At 70.7% G+C, this 16,240-nt stretch carries 20 protein-coding genes; 6 read left to right on the top strand and 14 right to left on the bottom strand.

Annotation, left to right across the window (positions count from 1 at the left end):
• Nucleotides 1-18: 18 nt before the first annotated feature.
• Nucleotides 19-546: an adenine phosphoribosyltransferase gene (locus ACK4YQ_RS14690; RefSeq protein WP_409612169.1), complete on the bottom strand. Its 528-nt coding sequence runs from the start codon at nt 544-546 to the stop codon at nt 19-21.
• Nucleotides 547-651: 105 nt separating this feature from the next.
• On the opposite strand from ACK4YQ_RS14690, the gene ACK4YQ_RS14685 reads away from it, so the two are divergent.
• Nucleotides 652-1,449, top strand: a complete 798-nt coding sequence (locus ACK4YQ_RS14685) for a hypothetical protein (RefSeq protein WP_409612168.1) — start codon at nt 652-654, stop codon at nt 1,447-1,449.
• A 66-nt stretch (nt 1,450-1,515) separates the two neighbouring features.
• On the opposite strand, the gene ACK4YQ_RS14680 is transcribed toward ACK4YQ_RS14685, so the two are convergent.
• Genes ACK4YQ_RS14680 through petA form a run of 3 tightly spaced genes read right to left on the bottom strand, consistent with a single transcriptional unit; the run spans nt 1,516 to nt 4,251 of the window.
• Nucleotides 1,516-2,364, bottom strand: coding sequence for a cytochrome c1 (locus ACK4YQ_RS14680; protein WP_409612167.1), 849 nt, complete (start codon nt 2,362-2,364; stop codon nt 1,516-1,518).
• Nucleotides 2,365-2,371: 7 nt separating this feature from the next.
• Nucleotides 2,372-3,691, bottom strand: a complete 1,320-nt coding sequence (locus tag ACK4YQ_RS14675) for a cytochrome b (RefSeq protein ID WP_409612166.1) — start codon at nt 3,689-3,691, stop codon at nt 2,372-2,374.
• 5 nt (nt 3,692-3,696) lie between these two features.
• A complete protein-coding gene (gene petA, locus ACK4YQ_RS14670; RefSeq protein WP_409612165.1) occupies nt 3,697-4,251 on the bottom strand; it encodes a ubiquinol-cytochrome c reductase iron-sulfur subunit in 555 nt (184 codons plus the stop codon).
• 229 nt (nt 4,252-4,480) lie between these two features.
• On the opposite strand from petA, the gene ACK4YQ_RS14665 reads away from it, so the two are divergent.
• Both ACK4YQ_RS14665 and hemF read left to right on the top strand, forming a co-directional pair.
• Entirely contained in the window at nt 4,481-4,951 is a 471-nt protein-coding gene (locus ACK4YQ_RS14665) for a tRNA (cytidine(34)-2'-O)-methyltransferase (protein WP_409612340.1), read from the top strand.
• Nucleotides 4,948-5,823: an oxygen-dependent coproporphyrinogen oxidase gene (gene hemF / locus ACK4YQ_RS14660; protein WP_409612164.1), complete on the top strand. Its 876-nt coding sequence runs from the start codon at nt 4,948-4,950 to the stop codon at nt 5,821-5,823. The genes ACK4YQ_RS14665 and hemF overlap by 4 nt, the downstream gene beginning before the upstream one ends.
• A gap of 108 nt (nt 5,824-5,931) precedes the next feature.
• On the opposite strand, the gene ACK4YQ_RS14655 is transcribed toward hemF, so the two are convergent.
• Complete coding sequence (locus ACK4YQ_RS14655) at nt 5,932-6,849, bottom strand: AraC family transcriptional regulator (RefSeq protein ID WP_409612163.1); 918 nt, start codon at nt 6,847-6,849, stop codon at nt 5,932-5,934.
• A gap of 62 nt (nt 6,850-6,911) precedes the next feature.
• On the opposite strand from ACK4YQ_RS14655, the gene ACK4YQ_RS14650 reads away from it, so the two are divergent.
• A complete protein-coding gene (locus ACK4YQ_RS14650) occupies nt 6,912-7,646 on the top strand; it encodes an SDR family oxidoreductase (RefSeq protein ID WP_409612162.1) in 735 nt (244 codons plus the stop codon).
• 33 nt (nt 7,647-7,679) lie between these two features.
• Here the strand turns inward: ACK4YQ_RS14650 and ACK4YQ_RS14645 are convergent, their stop codons facing one another.
• The 6 genes from ACK4YQ_RS14645 to ACK4YQ_RS14620 are packed head-to-tail and all read right to left on the bottom strand — an operon-like array spanning nt 7,680 to nt 11,669.
• Nucleotides 7,680-8,378, bottom strand: coding sequence for a type 1 glutamine amidotransferase (locus ACK4YQ_RS14645; RefSeq protein ID WP_409612161.1), 699 nt, complete (start codon nt 8,376-8,378; stop codon nt 7,680-7,682).
• Nucleotides 8,378-9,643, bottom strand: coding sequence for a CCA tRNA nucleotidyltransferase (locus tag ACK4YQ_RS14640; protein WP_409612160.1), 1,266 nt, complete (start codon nt 9,641-9,643; stop codon nt 8,378-8,380). Before ACK4YQ_RS14640 ends, ACK4YQ_RS14645 begins: the two co-directional genes overlap by 1 nt.
• Nucleotides 9,640-9,909, bottom strand: a complete 270-nt coding sequence (locus ACK4YQ_RS14635; protein ID WP_409612159.1) for a hypothetical protein — start codon at nt 9,907-9,909, stop codon at nt 9,640-9,642. Before ACK4YQ_RS14635 ends, ACK4YQ_RS14640 begins: the two co-directional genes overlap by 4 nt.
• Nucleotides 9,902-10,546, bottom strand: a complete 645-nt coding sequence (locus ACK4YQ_RS14630) for a CoA pyrophosphatase (RefSeq protein WP_409612158.1) — start codon at nt 10,544-10,546, stop codon at nt 9,902-9,904. The genes ACK4YQ_RS14635 and ACK4YQ_RS14630 overlap by 8 nt, the downstream gene beginning before the upstream one ends.
• On the bottom strand, nt 10,543-11,124 hold the full coding sequence (locus ACK4YQ_RS14625; RefSeq protein WP_409612338.1) for a DUF1285 domain-containing protein: 582 nt from the start codon (nt 11,122-11,124) through the stop codon (nt 10,543-10,545). The genes ACK4YQ_RS14630 and ACK4YQ_RS14625 overlap by 4 nt, the downstream gene beginning before the upstream one ends.
• Before the next feature lie 32 nt (nt 11,125-11,156).
• Complete coding sequence (locus tag ACK4YQ_RS14620; protein WP_409612157.1) at nt 11,157-11,669, bottom strand: GNAT family N-acetyltransferase; 513 nt, start codon at nt 11,667-11,669, stop codon at nt 11,157-11,159.
• Nucleotides 11,670-11,899: 230 nt separating this feature from the next.
• Between ACK4YQ_RS14620 and ACK4YQ_RS14615 the strand changes: the two genes are divergently transcribed.
• Both ACK4YQ_RS14615 and ACK4YQ_RS14610 read left to right on the top strand, forming a co-directional pair.
• The gene (locus ACK4YQ_RS14615; protein ID WP_409612156.1) at nt 11,900-13,153 is read left to right on the top strand and encodes an MFS transporter; all 1,254 of its coding nucleotides are present in this window, start codon (nt 11,900-11,902) and stop codon (nt 13,151-13,153) included.
• A gap of 36 nt (nt 13,154-13,189) precedes the next feature.
• Nucleotides 13,190-14,110, top strand: coding sequence for an SDR family NAD(P)-dependent oxidoreductase (locus tag ACK4YQ_RS14610; RefSeq protein WP_409612155.1), 921 nt, complete (start codon nt 13,190-13,192; stop codon nt 14,108-14,110).
• A 50-nt stretch (nt 14,111-14,160) separates the two neighbouring features.
• Here ACK4YQ_RS14610 and ACK4YQ_RS14605 read toward each other — a convergent pair whose 3' ends face one another.
• Genes ACK4YQ_RS14605 through ACK4YQ_RS14595 form a run of 3 tightly spaced genes read right to left on the bottom strand, consistent with a single transcriptional unit; the run spans nt 14,161 to nt 16,239 of the window.
• Nucleotides 14,161-14,757: a GNAT family N-acetyltransferase gene (locus ACK4YQ_RS14605; protein WP_409612154.1), complete on the bottom strand. Its 597-nt coding sequence runs from the start codon at nt 14,755-14,757 to the stop codon at nt 14,161-14,163.
• Nucleotides 14,754-15,230: an N-acetyltransferase family protein gene (locus ACK4YQ_RS14600; protein ID WP_409612153.1), complete on the bottom strand. Its 477-nt coding sequence runs from the start codon at nt 15,228-15,230 to the stop codon at nt 14,754-14,756. The genes ACK4YQ_RS14605 and ACK4YQ_RS14600 overlap by 4 nt, the downstream gene beginning before the upstream one ends.
• Before the next feature lie 43 nt (nt 15,231-15,273).
• On the bottom strand, nt 15,274-16,239 hold the full coding sequence (locus ACK4YQ_RS14595) for an oxidoreductase (RefSeq protein WP_409612152.1): 966 nt from the start codon (nt 16,237-16,239) through the stop codon (nt 15,274-15,276).
• Nucleotide 16,240 lies beyond the last annotated feature (1 nt).

Genomic DNA, 16,240 nt, shown 5'->3' with positions numbered 1-16,240 from the left:
CGGTCGGCGTAAGGCGCCTCAATGCCCGGGAAAGGAGACCAGCGTCGAAACCGGCACGCCGAGTTCGCGTATGCAGTCCGCGCCGCCCAGGTCCGGCAGATCGACCACGAAGGCCGCGGCGATGATGTCGGCCCCGCCTCGCTTCAGCAGGTCCACCGCGGCCAGCGCCGTGCCGCCGGTGGCGATCAGGTCGTCGACCAGCATCACCTTCTCGTCCCAGGTGAGGGCGTCGGCGTGCATCTCCATCGCGTCCTTGCCGTATTCCAGGGCGTACTCCACTCCGATCGTGGCGTGCGGCAGCTTGCCCTTCTTGCGCAGGGGGATGAAGCCGGCCGAGAGCTGATGGGCCACGGCCCCGCCCAGGATGAAGCCGCGGGCCTCGACGCCCGCCACCTTGTCGATCTTCATGCCGGCGAAGGGCTGGACCAGCTCGTCCACCGCCCGGCGGAAGGCGCGGGCGTCGCCCAGCAGGGTGGTGATGTCGCGGAACATGATCCCCGGCGCGGGATAGTCGGGAATGGTGCGGATGGTCGCGGCCAGGTCCATGAGGCTCAGTCTCTCGTCACGATCAGGCGTTGGCGATGTCGCCCGCCGTCGCTTATCGCCGAGCCGGCGGGCCTTGGCTATGGTGGCCGCTCTGCGAGGTCCCCCGTGCCGTCCCCTGCCCTCGTCCTGGCCGCCGCCGTCGCGCTGTCGCCCGCCGTCGCGCGCGCCGGCGAGGCGCCCTGCTGGTTCGAGCACGGGGTGGTGGTCGCCCCGGCGGTCGTCGTCGGCGTGGCGGGCGACTTCATTGTGGACACGGGCTCGCCCGCGACCCTGCTGCACGACACCCGCGCCCAGGGCGCGGGGATTTCCGGCGAGGCGGTGCGCGGGGACGTGCGCCTGGCGGGCCTGACGGCCCGCGACCGCCCAGTGCAGGTGATCAGCCTGGATTCGCGCACCTACGCCTTCGACACCCCGATCGCCGGGGTGATCGGCGCCGATGTGCTGTCCGGCCATGTGCTGGACGTCAGCTTCGCACCCTGTCGGCTGAGCCTGCGCGCGCCGGGCCGGGCGGGACGCTTCCGCGCCCTGGCGGAACTGCCTTTCCTGGGGCCGGGCGGGGGCCCGCCGGTGGTGCGGGCCGCCGTCTCCGATGGTCCGTCGGCCCGGAGCGGCGGCTTCGTCGCCGCCACCGGGGCGGCCGCGCCGGTGCGCCTGTCCGACCGGGCGGCCGCGGCGGCGGGGACCGGCGCCGAGCCCGCGGCGCTCTATCCGGAGGGTTCGGCCCGCGCGCAGCTTCGCGCCCTGTCCTTCGCCGGCGCGCTCGATCAGTTCCTCGGCGCGGGCCTGGTCAGGGCCGGCGACCTGCCGCCGGGGGCGATCGGCGTCATCGGCGGGCCGGTCCTCGGGCGCCACCGGCTGCGCTTCGACTTCCCGCGCGGACGCCTGTTGGTCGGCGCGCCCTAGCCGAAACGGAAAAGGGCTCCGGAACCGAGGTCCCGGAGCCCTTCGATCCTGCGGTCGCCGCGCGCCCTAGTGGGCGACGTTGCGCCAGATCCGGCGATAGCTCGCGTAGAGCAGGCCGGCGAAGATCAGAAGATAGATCATGGCGGCCAGGCCGAACGACTTGCGCTCCTCGGCCTTGGGGTCCGACGCCCAGGCGAGGAAGGCCGCCACGTCCTTGGCTTCCTGTTCCAGGGTCGCCTTGGTGCCGTCGTCGAAGGTCACCTGGTCGGCCGCCAGCGGCGGGGCCATGGCGATCAGGCCGCCCACCGGCACCTTGTCGTGCGGGCCGCTCCAGGCGCTGGTCAGGTCGCCCATGAAGTAGGGGTTGTAGTGTTGCCCCACGCCCACGGTCAGGCCCTTCGGCGCGTCCTTGTAGCCGGAGATCAGCGAGTAGACGTAGTGGGCGCCGTGGTGGCGCGCCTTGACGATCACCGACAGGTCCGGCGGCAGGGCGCCGCCGTTCGACGCGCGCGCCGCCGGCTCGTTCGGGAACGGCGAGGGGAAGCGGTCGGCCGGGATGCCCGGGCGCTGGATGACGTCGCCGGTCTCGGAGTCCAGGTCGTTGATCTGGTACTCCGCCGCGATCGCCTTCACGTACGGGTTGTCGTTCGGGTTCTTGTAGGCCGGGTCGTAGAACGGCCCGCCCTTCTGACCCAGGTTGCGGAAGTAGACCAGGTTCATCGAGTGGCAGGACGAGCAGACCTCCCGATAGACCTTGTAGCCGCGTTGCAGCTGGGCCTGGTCGAACTTGCCGAACGGGCCTTCGAAGCTGAACTCGACGTGCTTGAGCGGGGCCTGGGTGGTCCCGGAGGCGAGCGCCGGGCCGGAGACCAGCGCGAGCCCGAGCGCCGCGAGAGCGATACCTTTGCGCAGCATCTGAGGCTCAACCCCTCTTTTCAGGCGACGCCGTGGCGCCCACGGGCGCGGCGGCGGGATGCGACAGGACAGGTTCGGAGATCGATTCCGGCTGCGGCAGGGGCGTTTCGGTAAGCCCCAGCACCGGCATGACCACCAGGAAGTAGGCGAAGTAGTAGAGCGTGGCGATCCGCGACAGCCACACGAAGCTGTTCAGGTCCGCGTCCAGCAGCTGGAAGGTCGCCAGGCCGGGGATCACGTGGTCGTCCGGCAGCTGGCCGCCGCAGTAGCCCAGGATCAGGCAGTCGATCACGAAGATCAGGAAGTAGAGCTTCGCGGTCGGCCGGTAGCGCATGGACCGCACCTTGGAGGTGTCGAGCCAGGGCAGGGCGAACAGCATGGCGATCGCGCCGAACATGGCCAGCACGCCGCCCAGCTTGTCCGGCACCGCGCGCAGGATCGCGTAGAACGGCAGGAAGTACCATTCGGGCACGATGTGCGCCGGGGTCACCAGCGGGTTGGCAGGAATGTAGTTGTCCGCGTGGCCCAGGGCGTTCGGCATGTAGAACACGAAGGCCGCGAACATCAGCAGGAAGACCACGATCGCGAAGCCGTCCTTCACCGTGTAGTACGGGTGGAACGGCACGGTGTCGGCCTTGGACTTCACGTTCACGCCGGTCGGGTTGTTGTTACCCGGCACGTGCAGCGCCCAGATGTGCATGATCACGAGGCCCGCGATCACGAAGGGCAGCAGGTAGTGCAGCGAGAAGAAGCGGTTCAGGGTGGGGTTGTCCACCGCGAAGCCGCCCCAGAGCAGGGTCGTGATCGCCTCGCCGACCAGCGGGAACGCGCCGAGCAGGTTGGTGATCACCACCGCGCCGTGGAAGCTCATCTGGCCCCAGGGCAGGACGTAGCCCATGAACGCCGTGGCCATCATGACCAGGTAGATCAGGCAGCCGATGATCCACAGCACCTCGCGCGGCGCCTTGTAGGAGCCGTAGTAGAGGCCGCGGAACATGTGGATGTAGACCGCGATGAAGAACATCGAGGCGCCGTTGGCGTGCATGTAGCGGATCAGCCAACCGTAGTTGACGTCGCGCATGATGCGTTCGACCGAGGCGAAGGCGTGGTCGACGTGCGGCACGTAGTGCATCGCAAGCACCACGCCGCTGACGATCTGGATGCCCAGGCACAGGGCCAGGATGCCGCCGAAGGTCCACCAGTAGTTGAGGTTCTTCGGGGTCGGGAAGTCGACCATGCTGTCCCAGGCCAGCCGCACGATGGGCAGGCGGGTGTCGAGCCAACGCTCGAAGCCGGTCTTCGGCTCGTAGGTGGAGTGTCCGCTCATCAGTGTCAGCCGATCTTGACCTTGGTGTCGCTGAGGAAGTCGTAGTCCGGCACCGCCAGGTTCAGGGGCGCGGGACCCTTACGGATCCGGCCCGAGGTGTCGTAGTGCGAACCGTGGCACGGGCAGAACCAGCCGCCGTAGTCGCCGCCGCCGAAGGTCGGCACGCAGCCCAGGTGCGTGCAGGTGCCGACGACCACCAGCCACTCGGCCTTGCCGGGCTTGTGACGGTCCTCGTCCTTCTGCGGATCGCGCAGGTCGGCGTTGTCGTCCTTCACCGCCGCGGCGATTTCCGCCGGCGTGCGGTAGCGCACGAAGAGCGGCTTGCCGCGCCACTTCAGCACCACCTGCTGGCCCTCGGCCACCTTGGTGAGGTCGAATTCGATGGAGGCCAGCGCCAGCGTGTCGCCGGAGGGGTTCATCTGGTCGATGAACGGCCAGGCCAGCGTGCCCACGGCGCCAGCGGCCGCGGCGATGGCGGCGATGTGAATGAAATCGCGACGGTTCGGGTCGTCGCCTGCGGCGTGCGGGTCGGAAGTTGCGCCCGTTACGGTGTCGGCCACCTTAAAGCTACCCTTCGCTTGGGGCTTTCGGCGGACGTCCGCCTCGGCCCTACGGCCCCCCTCGAAGCGAAGGGCGCCCTGCCTTCGGCCGGACCAGAGGTTCTGGTAAGGCCTTTTCGGATGTCGCCTGAGGCAGGAAATGAGTCCCGGAAGTCTTTGCGACGCGTTCGCGCAAGCCTTCCGACGATTCCCCTCTCGCCCCAGCCTAACCCGTGGCGGATCGCTTAGAATGCGTTTGGCGCTTTTTCAACCGGACATTCCGCAAAACCTGGGCGCGGCCCTTCGTCTCGGCGCTTGTCTGGGCGTTCCGGTGGACGTGATCGAGCCTTGCGGCTTCCCGCTATCCGATCCTGCGCTGCGCCGCGCAGCCCTGGATTACGGAACGAAGGCGGAAACCACACGCCATTCGGGCTGGACGGCGTTTCTCGCCCGGCCCGAGCGCCAGGCGGGGCGGCTCGTGCTTTTTACGACCCGGGCGGCCTCGCCTCTGTACGGATTTTCCTTCGAGGCCGGCGACACCCTGCTGTTCGGCCGCGAGAGCGCCGGGGCTCCGGACGAGGTGCACGCGGCGGCGCAGGCGCGCCTGCTGATCCCCCTGGTCCCCGGCGCGCGTTCGCTGAACGTGGTCACGGCAGCGGCGATCGCCCTCGGCGAGGCGTTGCGCCAGACCGGCGGATTCCCTAATCCGGCGGGACCATGACCGATCCCGCCCTGCTGGACAGCTACAACACCCGCGCCCGCGCCTGGTTCGATTCCCTGCGCGACCGCATCGTCGCCGAGTTCGAGCGCCTGGAGGACGAGGCGCCGGCCGAGCTCTATCCCGGCGAGCCCGGCCGATTCGAACTGAAGCCGTGGGTGCGGCCCGCCGGCGGCGGCGGGGTGATGGGCTTCATGCGCGGCGGCCGCTTCTTCGAGAAGTGCGGCGTGCACATCAGCCTGGTGCACGGCAAGTTCAGCCCGGAGATGGCGGCCAACATGCCGGGAGCCGACGAGGACCCAAGCTTCACCGCCACGGGCATCAGCCTGATCGCCCACATGGTCAACCCGCGGGTTCCGGCGGTGCACATGAACACCCGGTTCCTCGCCACCCGCCGGAGCTGGTTCGGCGGCGGAGCGGACCTGACGCCCCTGATCGAGGAGCAGCGCAGCCAGGAGGCCGACGACGCGGTGCTGTTCCATGCGGCGATGAAGGCGGCCTGCGACAAATACGACCCCGCCTGGTACCCCGACTACAAGAAGCGCTGCGACGAGTACTTCTTCCTGCCCCACCGCAACGAACCGCGGGGGATCGGCGGCATCTTCTACGACCACCACAATTCCGGGGACTGGGAGCGCGACTTCGCCTTCACCAAGGACGTGGGCGAGGCGTTCCTGGAGGTCTATCCCAAGATCGCCCGCCATCGGATGGACGAGCCCTGGACCGAGGCCGACCGCACCGAACAGCTCGTGCGCCGCGGCCGCTACGTGGAGTTCAACCTGCTCTACGACCGCGGCACCATGTTCGGCCTGAAGACCGGCGGCAACATCGAATCGATCCTGAGCTCGATGCCGCCGATGGTGAGCTGGCCGTAGGCTTCACGTCTTCGAACAGAGCGACGACGGCGCGCTGGCGCCGCCCGAACGCCATCGCTTCAGCGTCTGCGACAGCCTCAGGCTCGCCGCACGGCCGGTGACGGTCCGTCAGGCCCGGGCCGAACGTTTTGGGGTCGCGCCGAACGCGCGGCGAAACGCGTACGTGAAAGCACTCCTGGACGTGTAGCCGACATCGCCGCAGATGGTTGCGATGTCAGCGTCCCCACGCGCCAGCGCCGTACGCGCGAGCGCGAGACGCCATGCCCGCACGTAGCTCAGCGGCGGCTGGCCGACTTGGCGGGTGAACGCGGCGGAGAAGGCCGCACGCGACATGCCGGCCACGGCGGCGAGCTGCGCCACCGTCCATGGCCGGGCGATATCGCCGTGGATGGCGCGAAGCGCGCAACCGAGACGACGATCCGAGAGCGCCCCAAGCCATCCGGTCCGCGAAGGGTCGCCGCCGGGCGCGTAGGCGCGGATCGCTTCCACCAGCAGCACGTCGGCAAGCCTGGCGCTGACGACCTGACCGCCCATGGCGTCCCGCTCCGCTTCGCCGTTCAACAGCGCCAGGATCGTGTTCACGGCCCCCGACGCGGGCAAGGACCGCGGAACCAGGAGGAAGTCGGGCAGCATATCGAGCAGGAAGTCGGCGTTTCCCGAGGAAAAGGCGACGGTCCCCCCGAGCCCGATCGTATCGTCGCCGCCAAGCCGGGCGACGTCGCAGCCATCGTAGAGGGGTTGGCCGTCGCGCCGCGGCAGGTTCGGATCGCTAGCCACCGCATAGGCGGTGCGTCCGATCAGGCAGACGTCGCCGGCGCTCAACAGCTGCGGCTCCAGCTCCGGGACGATCAGCCATGCGGTTCCTTTGAGCACGGCGACGAACTTCAGACGGTCAAGCGCCGGAAACGAGAGCGCCCACTGTCCCGCAGCCTCCAGCCGGGTGCAGCGGGTGACGTTCGCGCCAAGGGTCGTCAGGACGTCTGAAAGGGGATCCGCCAGAGGTTTGGACGATTGCGACAAATCCATGGACTCAGAGCCGTAGAAGGTCTTGCGATCCGGGCTTATCTCCCGTGTGAAGGAGATCAGCAATGAGCGTGGAAGGTAAGGTCGTCGCCATCACGGGCGCGAGCAGCGGCATTGGGCGGGCGACGGCGAAACTCCTTGCGGAGCGCGGAGCCGTCGTCGTGTTGGGCGCCCGACGCGAAGAGGAGCTCGCGGCCGTCGTCGGAGAGATCACCGCCGCCGGCGGCAAGGCCGTTCATCGGGTGACCGACGTTCGCCACCGCGGCGATCTCGAGGCGCTCGTCAATCTGGCTGTCGAGCACGCCGGCAGGCTCGACGTTCTCGTGAACAACGCCGGGATTGGGCCCATCTCCCGCTTCGACGCCCTGCGCGTCGACGACTGGGACGCCATGATCGACGTGAATCTGCGCGGGACGCTGTATGGCGTGGCCGCGGCCTTGCCGGTCTTTCAGCGCCAGACGTCGGGCCACATCATCAACATCGTGTCGACGGCGGGGATCAAGATCGTCCCGACCATGGGCGTCTACGCCGCGACCAAGAACGCCGTGCGGACCATCACCGAAGCCTTGCGGCAGGAGGCGGGGCCGCACCTGAGGGTGACCGAGATATCGCCCGGCATGATCTCGACGAACTTCGCCGACTCGATGACCGACCTGGCCGTCAAGGAGGCCATGAGCAAACGCATCGGCGACGTCGCCATATCACCCGACGCCATCGCTCGCGGAGTCGCCTATGCGATCGAGCAACCCGCCGATGTCGACGTGGGCAGCATCGTCATCCGGCCGACGGCCCAGGATTGACGACCTGCCTTGCGCAGGAAGAGCGCAGTCCCCTCACCGCCCCGCCAGGAAATCCCTGATCCACGCCCCCACCCGCGCCCGGTCGTCCGGCGCCGCGTAGCTCGCGATCGCCGCGTCGGCCTCAGCGTCGGTGTAGCGGGTCCCGCGGCGGGCTTCGATCAGGGCCTTGGCGTAGGCCGGCTCGAACTCGGGGTGGAGCTGGATCGAGATGGCCCGCTGGTCGTCGTAGGCCAGCATGCCGAACGGGGTGAAGTCGCTGGCGGCGATCACCCGCGCGCCGGGGGGAAGCTCGACCACCTGGTCCTGGTGCGAGGCTGGAACGGCGATCGGGGCGGCCCCGTCCATCCACGGCTCGGCCCCAAGCACGTCGTAGGTGTGCAGGCCCACGCCCCAGCCCTTGGGCGACTTGATCACCTTGCCGCCGAAGGCCTCGGCCATGATCTGGTGGCCGAAGCAGACCCCGACCAGCGGCGCACGACCCTTTACGGCGACCAGGAAGTCCTTCAGCGGCCCGATCCAGGGCAGCGGATCGTACACCCCGGCCGAGGAGCCGGTGACGATGTAGGCGTCGGCCGTCTCCACCGCGCCGGGCAGCACCCCGGCCGCCACGTCGAAGGTCTGGTAGGCGTACGCCGCCTCGCCCAGCAGGGCGCGGAACATGGACGGATAGTCGCCGAAGCGCTCGCGCACGCCCTCGGGAGGGGCGCCGGTCTCGAGAATCCCAAGCTTCATCAGTAGGCCATGCCCTGGGCGACCGCCTTCAGCTTCTCGATGGCCGAGAACTTGTCGTCGATGAAGTCGTGGTCGATCCACCAGTCCTCGACCTCGCGCAGCACCTCGCCGACCATTGGACCCTTGGGCACGCCGGCCTTCATCACGTCCTCGCCGGTGATCGGGAACGGCGGCGGCGACCAGCTTTCGCCCAGGGCCACGAGGCCCCGCCACTGGGCGGTGGCGGCGGTGCGCCGGGAGGCGGCCCAGGCGAGCTTGACCCGGTCGGTGAAGGCCCGCGCCCCCAGGCGGTAGACCGCGCGGCGCAGCTCCCGCGGGCTCATCCAGCTCTTGACCGGCGGCGTGAGCCCCTTGGCGGCGACCAGCCGCGCGCGCTGGTCGTTGGACAGGCGCAGCCGCTCGGCCAGCCGGGCGGTCCCCACCTCGTCGTCCGGCGCCAGCGCGGCGAGCCGCAGCACCGGATCGTTGGTGAAGAGCTGCTCGGTCTCGATCTCCACCAGGGCGTTGAAGCGCGAAAGCTCGCCGGCGCCCGGCAGCACCACCGCCAGGACCCCGGTCTCGGCCATCAGCGCCACCGCGCCGCGCGGCTCCTCCGCCGCCAGCAGCTTCAGCAGCTCCTTGGAGATGCGTTCGGCCGCCAGGTTCGCCACCGCGTCCCGGTGCGCGGCGCAGGCGCGCAGGGCCGCCTCGTCCGGCAGGCCGCGGCCGTACCAGGCATGGAAGCGGAAGAAGCGCAGGATGCGCAGATAGTCCTCGGCCAGGCGGGTCTGCGGATCGCCGACGAAGACCACGCGCCCGGCCCGCGCGTCCGCCACCCCGCGGCCGGTGACGTCGAAGATCGCCCCGGTGCGGTCGGCGTAGAGCGCGTTCATGGTGAAGTCGCGGCGCGCCGCGTCCTCGGCCCAGTCGTCGGTGAAGGCCACCACGGCGCGGCGGCCGTCGGTCTCCACGTCCCGGCGCAGGGTGGTGACCTCGTAGGGCCGGCCGTCGGACACCACCGTGACCGTGCCGTGCTCGACGCCGGTGGGCACGGCCCTGAGGCCGGCGGCCTCGACCGCGGCGATGACCGCCGGGGGCGCAAGGATGGTGGCGATGTCGATGTCGTCGATCCCGGCGCCGAGCAGGCTGTTGCGCACGCACCCGCCGACGAAGCGGGCGCAGCCGGGCCCGCCGGCGGCCTCCAGCGCGTCCATCACGGCGGTGGTCTGCGGCGAGGTCATCCAGGGCCGCACGCCCAGGCTGTCGTCGGTCGTGGTCTTGGTCATGGCGTCTTCGGTTCGAAATGGCCGGGCGCGATACGGCCGCCGGGCGTGACCTCTGCGGGAACATAGCGTTCCTGCCGGTTGTCCTCATGGAAGAACGGCATGGCCAGGAGCGACAGGGCGAACAGCGCCGCCCCGGCGGCGGCGAGCCAGGTCCACGGCGCAGCGCCCATCGGCCGGCCGGTGCGGCGGGCGATCTCGCGCCAGGCGAACCACAGCACGAAGGGCAGCGCCACCAGAAACGCCCGCAGGAGGACGATCCTAAGCAACCGCCGCCCCGTAGAGCCGGTCGTAGAGGGCGCGCAGCATGCCGGCCGTGGCGCCCCAGATGTACTGGTTCTCATGGGTCATGGCGTAGAAGCGCCGGCGCTCGCCCATCGGCCCCTCGCGCTCGTGCTCCTGGTAGTTGGCGGGGTCCATGAGGAAGCCAAAGGGCGTCTCGAAGATGTCGGCCACCTCGTCCGGATTGGGGGTCAGGGTGAAGCCTGGCCGGATGAACCCCACCACCGGCGTCACCAGGTAGCCCGTGCCGGTGCGGTAGGGCGTCGACAGCCCCAGCGGCGCGACGAAGGTGGGATGCAGCCCCACCTCCTCGTGCGCTTCGCGCACCGCCGTCTGCAGGGCGCTCTCCCCAGGATCCCGGCGGCCGCCCGGAAAGGCGACCTGGCCGGTGTGGCGGCGCAGGGTGTCCGAGCGCCGGGTCAGCAGCACCGACAGCCCCGCCTCCCGCTCGATCAGCCCCACCAGCACCGCCGCCGGCTTCAGCGGCGCGTCCGGCTCGGGCGGGGGCGGACCCAGGTCGAAGTCCGAACGGACCACCCCGTCCACCGCCTGGTCCTCCTCGAGCGGGTCGAGGTGGCGCTGGATCCAGACCCGCAGCTCGTGCGGCGACGCCGACGGGCTCACGAAGCGGGCGCCTCGGCCGGGCCCACGGGAAACCACACCTCCCGGGAGGCGACCTCCAGGCGCGGCCCGTCCGGCGTCTGGCGCTCCTGCGCCATGTCGACGAGTTCGTAGAACACCGGCCGGGCGATCAAGGCCTCCAGGCCGCGGCGCACGTGCACATAGGGCCGCGGCTCGCCGGTCTGCGGATCGATTTCGACGCGGATCGGATTGTCGGGGCCCGCCTCGACCTCGTCGCCGACGTTGGTCGTGAAGCGAAGGGCGCCATCCTCCAGGCGGTCGACCCGCACGGCGACGAACGGCGCGTCCTCGACCGTGATCCGCATCTTCTCCACCGGCGTCACCAGCCAGTAGCCGTCCGGGTCCTTGCGCAGGACGGTGGAGAACAGGCGCACCAGGGCCTCGCGATGGATCACCGCGCCCTCGTGGACCCAGCGGCCGTCCCTGCGGATGACGATGTCGATCTCGCCGCTGTGGGCCGGGTTCCACAGGTGCACGGGCGGCAGGCCGCGGCCGGGGGCCTGCGCCTTGGCCGCGGCGACCACGCCGTCGAGGCCGGATGTCGCCGTCGATTCCACCATGCCCGCAAAGGTAGGCGCGGCGCCGCTTCGCCTCAAGCCGGCCGCACGTCCCCGGCGAGGTCCCGGGCGCCGCCGGGGCTCAGCTCGCGCACCAGCACGCGGCGCTGGTCGACCGGGCCTGGCAGGACGACCTTCTGCGCCGGCGCCGCCGCAAAGCCGAAGCGCGAGAAGTAGGGCTCGTCGCCCACCAGCAGCACCAGGGGAAAGCCTGCGGCCGCGGCGGCCTGGCTGGCGGCCTCGACCAGGGCCCCGCCGGCGCCGGCCTTGCGCGCCTCGGCCTGCACGGCCAGGGGGCCGAGGAAGACGGCCTCGCGGTCGCCGATCCGCACGCGCCACATGCGCACCGAGCCGTTCAGCGCCTCCCCGTCCCAGGCGCAGAACGACAGGTCGGGGCGGAACTCGGCGAATTCGCGCACGCGCTCGGAGACCTTGGTGAAGCGGCCCGGGCCGAAGGCGTGGTCCAGGAGGGCCTCGACGGCGGCGGCGTCGCCAGGCTGTTCGGCGCGGAACTCGAGCGAGGGCGCCGCGGGGGCGGGGACGGTCATTTCTGGTCAGCTACCCTGGGAATGCGACAGGTCGTCCGCGGCGCGGCGCCGGCGGACAGGCGGGTCAGGCGTCGGCGCGGCGGGCGCGCCCTTGTCGTCGCAGTCGTCGCATCGGACCGGTCCCGAAATCCCTGGGAGGCGTGCGCATAGGGCCGGCGCGGGTCCCCGTCAACGATCCTTTTCCCGCAGGCGATTGCCGCCGCCTGCGGCGCAAGCCAAGTTGCGCGGCCATGTCGCATACGCCCGCGTCGTCCCACGCCTCCGCCCAAGCGCTCCTGAAGGAGCGCGACTACCTTCTGTTCTGGGCCTCCCGCTTCTGCGGCAGCCTCGCCGCCCAGGTGCAGAGCGTGGCCATGGGCTGGCAGATGTACGCCCTCGCCCGCCAGACCCGCTCGGTGGAGGAGTCGGCCTTCCTCGTCGGCATGATCGGCCTGGCCGCCTTCGTCCCGGTGTTCCTCCTGACCCTTCCGGCCGGGGAGATCGCCGATCGCCACAACCGCCGCCGGGTGCTGCAGATCTGCCTGTCCGGCGAGATGCTGAGCGTGGGCCTGCTGGCGCTCGCCTCGTGGCGCGGCTTCGCCTCGACGTCGCTGCTGCTGGTCATCGCCGCCGGCTTCGGGGCCTCGCGGGCGTTCTTCTCGCCGGCCAGCACGGCGATGGGCCCGATGCTGGTGCCGCGCGAGCTCCTGCCCCGCTCGATCGCCTGGAACTCCCTGGCCTGGCAGACCGCCTCCATCGCCGGCCCGGCCGTGGGCGGGGTGCTGGTGGCGATCTCGCCGGCCCACGCCTACGCCACCGGCCTGTGCCTCTACCTGGCCTCGGCCCTGGCGGTGACGGCGATCCGCAAGAACACCACGCCCCAGTCGCAGCCGGGGTCGCGCTGGACCCTGATGAAGGAGGGGCTGGCCTACGTCTGGCGCCAGAAGATCATCTTCGGCGCCATTTCCCTGGACCTGTTCGCCGTTCTGCTGGGCGGGGCGACCGCCCTCCTGCCGGTGTTCGCCCGCGACATCCTGCACGTGGGCGCCGAGGGCTTCGGCCTCCTGCGCGCCGGCCCGGCGATCGGCGCCACGATCGTGGCGCTGTCCCTGGCCGCCCGCCCGATCCGCACCAAGGCCGGGCTGTTCATGTTCGGCGGGGTGGCGGTGTTCGGGCTGGCTACGGTGGTCTTCGCCCTGTCGCGCTCCCTGTGGCTGTCGGTCGCCGCCCTCGCCGTCCTCGGCGGGGCGGACATGCTGAGCGTCTACGTGCGCCAGACCCTGGTCCAGCTCGTCACCCCCGACCCGATGCGCGGCCGGGTGGCGGCGGTCTCCACCCTGTTCATCGGCGCCTCCAACGAGCTGGGCGAATTCGAGAGCGGCGTGGTCGCCCGGTTCCTGGGGCCCGTGGGCGCGGCGCTGTTCGGCGGCGTCGGCGCGTTGATCGTCACCGGGCTTTGGGCCAAGTTGTTCCCCGCATTGCGCAAGGCCGACCGCCTCGAGTAGCGGTCCGCAGGAATATTCTTTCAGGGAGATTGGATCATGGGCGCTCTTTCAGGAAAAGTTGTTCTGGTCACGGGGGGCGGGAACGGCATCGGCCGCGACTGCGCGCTGATCGCCGCGCAGGAAGGGGCCAAGGTCGTGGTCAACGACCTCGGCGGCGGCCTCAAGGGCGGCGACGAAGGCTCCACCGGCCCGGCCGAGGCGGTCGCCCAGGAAATCCGCGCGGCCGGCGGCGAGGCGGTCTCCAACTCCGAAAGCGTCACCAGCCTCAAGGCCGTGCAGGGCATGGTCGAACAGGCCCGCGACACCTTCGGCGGCCTGCACGCGGTGATCAATCCGGCCGGCATCCTGCGTGACGCCATGTTCCACAAGATGACCGAACAGGAGTGGGACCTCGTCATCGACGTGCACATGCGCGGCTCGTTCAACGTCGCCCGCGCCACGATCGAGCTGTTCCGCGAACAGCAGGACGGCGCCTACATGTTCTTCACCTCGACCTCGGGCCTGCTCGGCAACATCGGCCAGGCCAACTACGGCGCGGCCAAGATGGGCATCGCCGGCCTGTCGCGGATCATCGCCATGGAAGGCGAGCGCTTCAACGTGCGCTCCAACTGCCTGGCCCCGGTCGCCTGGACCCGGATGACCCAGTCGGTGCCGATCCGCAACGAAGAGCACGCCAAGCGCCGCGAGATCATGGCCAAGACCATCCGCGCCGACCAGCCGGCGCGCTTCTCCGTGGCGATGGTCGCGCCGGCCGCGGCCAGCGTCTCGGGCCAGATCTTCGGCGCCTCGGGCGAGAACATCATCCTCTATTCGCAGCCCCGCCCGATCGAGACGGTGACCAAGGAAGAAGGCTGGACGGTGGAGACGATCCTCTCCGAGGCCGTGCCGAAGATGGCGCCGAAGTTCTTCCCAGTGTCGCGCCCGGCCCCGGCCCCCGCGCCGGCCCAGGCGGGCTGACGACCCGGCCGCGTTCCCCTCTCCCCGGCCGCCGGGGAGAGGGCTCCGGCCTAGAGCCGGTGCAGCCGTTCCCACTCCTGGCGGGTGAGCTCCCAGTAGAGCGAGCGGCGCGTCGTCCCGTCGGGACGCACGCTTTCCACCTCCCCCATCGACCGGAATCCCGCGGCCTCGATCGACCTGGCCGAGCGGACGTTGTCCAGCGCGGCCGTCAGCCCGATCAGGCGCAGGTGCAGGGTCTCGAACATGAAGGCGATGGAGCGCGCGACGCCGACGCGCCCGCCGCCGGTGTTCTGCATGTCGGCCCGCCGCGCGCCAGCCAGTTCGCCCGACGCCCGCTCCGGCCAGATCGAATAGCGCGAATAGCCCGCCACCTCGCCGGCCTCGTCCAGAGTCACCGCCAGGATGCAGCGCCCGTCCTGGCGCAGGGCCTCGCTGTCGGCGACCCAGCGGGCGACGCTGTCGCGGGTGAACGGCCGGGGCAGGTCGTAGATCGGGTCCGACACCCGCGGATCCGACAGGAGCTCCAGGAGCCCGTCCACGTGCGCGGGTCCGGCGACCACCAGCCCCTCGGCCTCGCGCACCGCGGCGATGATGGCGGCCTCCTCCTCGGGGGTCGCGGTCAGGACGGTCTTAGGGGGCGCGCTCATGCGGCCAGCCTCGCCAGCGCCTCGCCGTCCAGCCGGCGGACCGTCCATTCGTCCTGCGCCCCTGCGCCGAGGCTGTCGTAGAAGGCGATCGAGGGTGCGTTCCAGTCCAGCACCGCCCATTCCAGCCGGCCCAGCCCTTCGGCGACGCAGCGCCGGGCGAGTTGGCGCAGCAGCGCCTTGCCGGCGCCCAGGCCCCGCGCTTCCGGCTTCACGAACAGGTCCTCCAGATAGATCCCGTGGCGGCCGCGGAAGGTCGAATAGTTGTAGAACCACAGGGCGAAGCCCACCGGCTCGCCGTCGGCCTCGGCGATGTCGCAGAACACCCGCGGGGCCTCTCCGAACAGGTCGCGCTCGACGTCCCCCGCCTGCGCCTCCACCTCGTGCAGCAGCTTCTCGTACTCCGCCAGGTCGCGGATGAAGCCGTAGATGAGCCCGGCGTCCGCCCTGGACGCCGGCCGGACCGTCACGCGCATTCGATGATCGCCCCTTCGCATCGCCAGGACCTGTCCGCCCGCCTCACGCGATGGCCCCCGTGGTTTCCTCCGACAGCGTCCACAGCCGCTCGGCCTCCTCCGGGTCCAGGGCGTGGGGCATGACGCCCCTGGCCGGCGAGGCCTGATCCCAGGGCTCGGCCTGGGCGCAGTCCTCCAGGTAGAGGCCGCCGACGCCCTCGAGCTCGGGCGCAAGGGCCGCCCACACGCTGGTGGAGGCGCCCTGCTCGGGGGTCTTGAAGCCCTGGCGCACTTCGCCGGCCTCGTTCATCCAGCCCATGGCGATCATCTCCTCCCGCGGCAGGTGGCGCTGCAGCGGGGTCATGATGCCGCCGGGCATCACCGCGTTGGCCGTGACGCCCAGTTCGGCGAAGCGGGCGTTGAAGCCAACCGCGAACAGGGCGTTGGCGGTCTTCGACTGGCCGTAGGCTTCCCACTTGTCGTAGGGCCGGGCGCGGTAGTGGGTGTCCTCCCAGATGATCGGACTGCGGCGGTGCCCGATGGACGACAGCGCCACGACCCGCGCCGTGCGCCCCTCCTCGGCGGCGTTCATCAGCGCGCGCGCGAGCAGCATCGACAGCAGGAAGTGGCCGAAGTGGTTGGTGCCGATCTGCATCTCCAGCCCGTCGGCGGTGTAGCTCTGCGGACAGGCCATCACCCCGGCGTTGTTGACCAGGACATGCAGGGGCGCATCGCCCCAGTGCTCGGCGAACTCGGCCACCGAGGCCAGGCTCGACAGGTCCAGCCGCGCGGTCGAGGCGCGCGGGGCCCCGGCGCTCTCGTTGATCTCGGCGGCCGCCTTCATGCCGGCCTCCAGGTTGCGGACGGCGAGCGTCACCTCCGCGCCGGCCTCCGCCAGGGCGCGGGCGGTCTCGACGCCGATGCCGGTGGCCCCGCCGGTCACGATCGCCGTGCGCCCGGTCAGGTCATGGCCGGCGGCGACCTCGCGCGCTGGCGTGAAGGCGCCGAAGCGCGAGGTGATCCGGCTCATC

The organism is Phenylobacterium sp., from assembly GCF_046291545.1.
Taxonomy (GTDB): Bacteria; Pseudomonadota; Alphaproteobacteria; order Caulobacterales; family Caulobacteraceae; genus Phenylobacterium.
The sequence above is the reverse complement of the archived record's forward strand: the minus strand, read 5'-3'. Positions and strand labels throughout refer to the sequence as shown.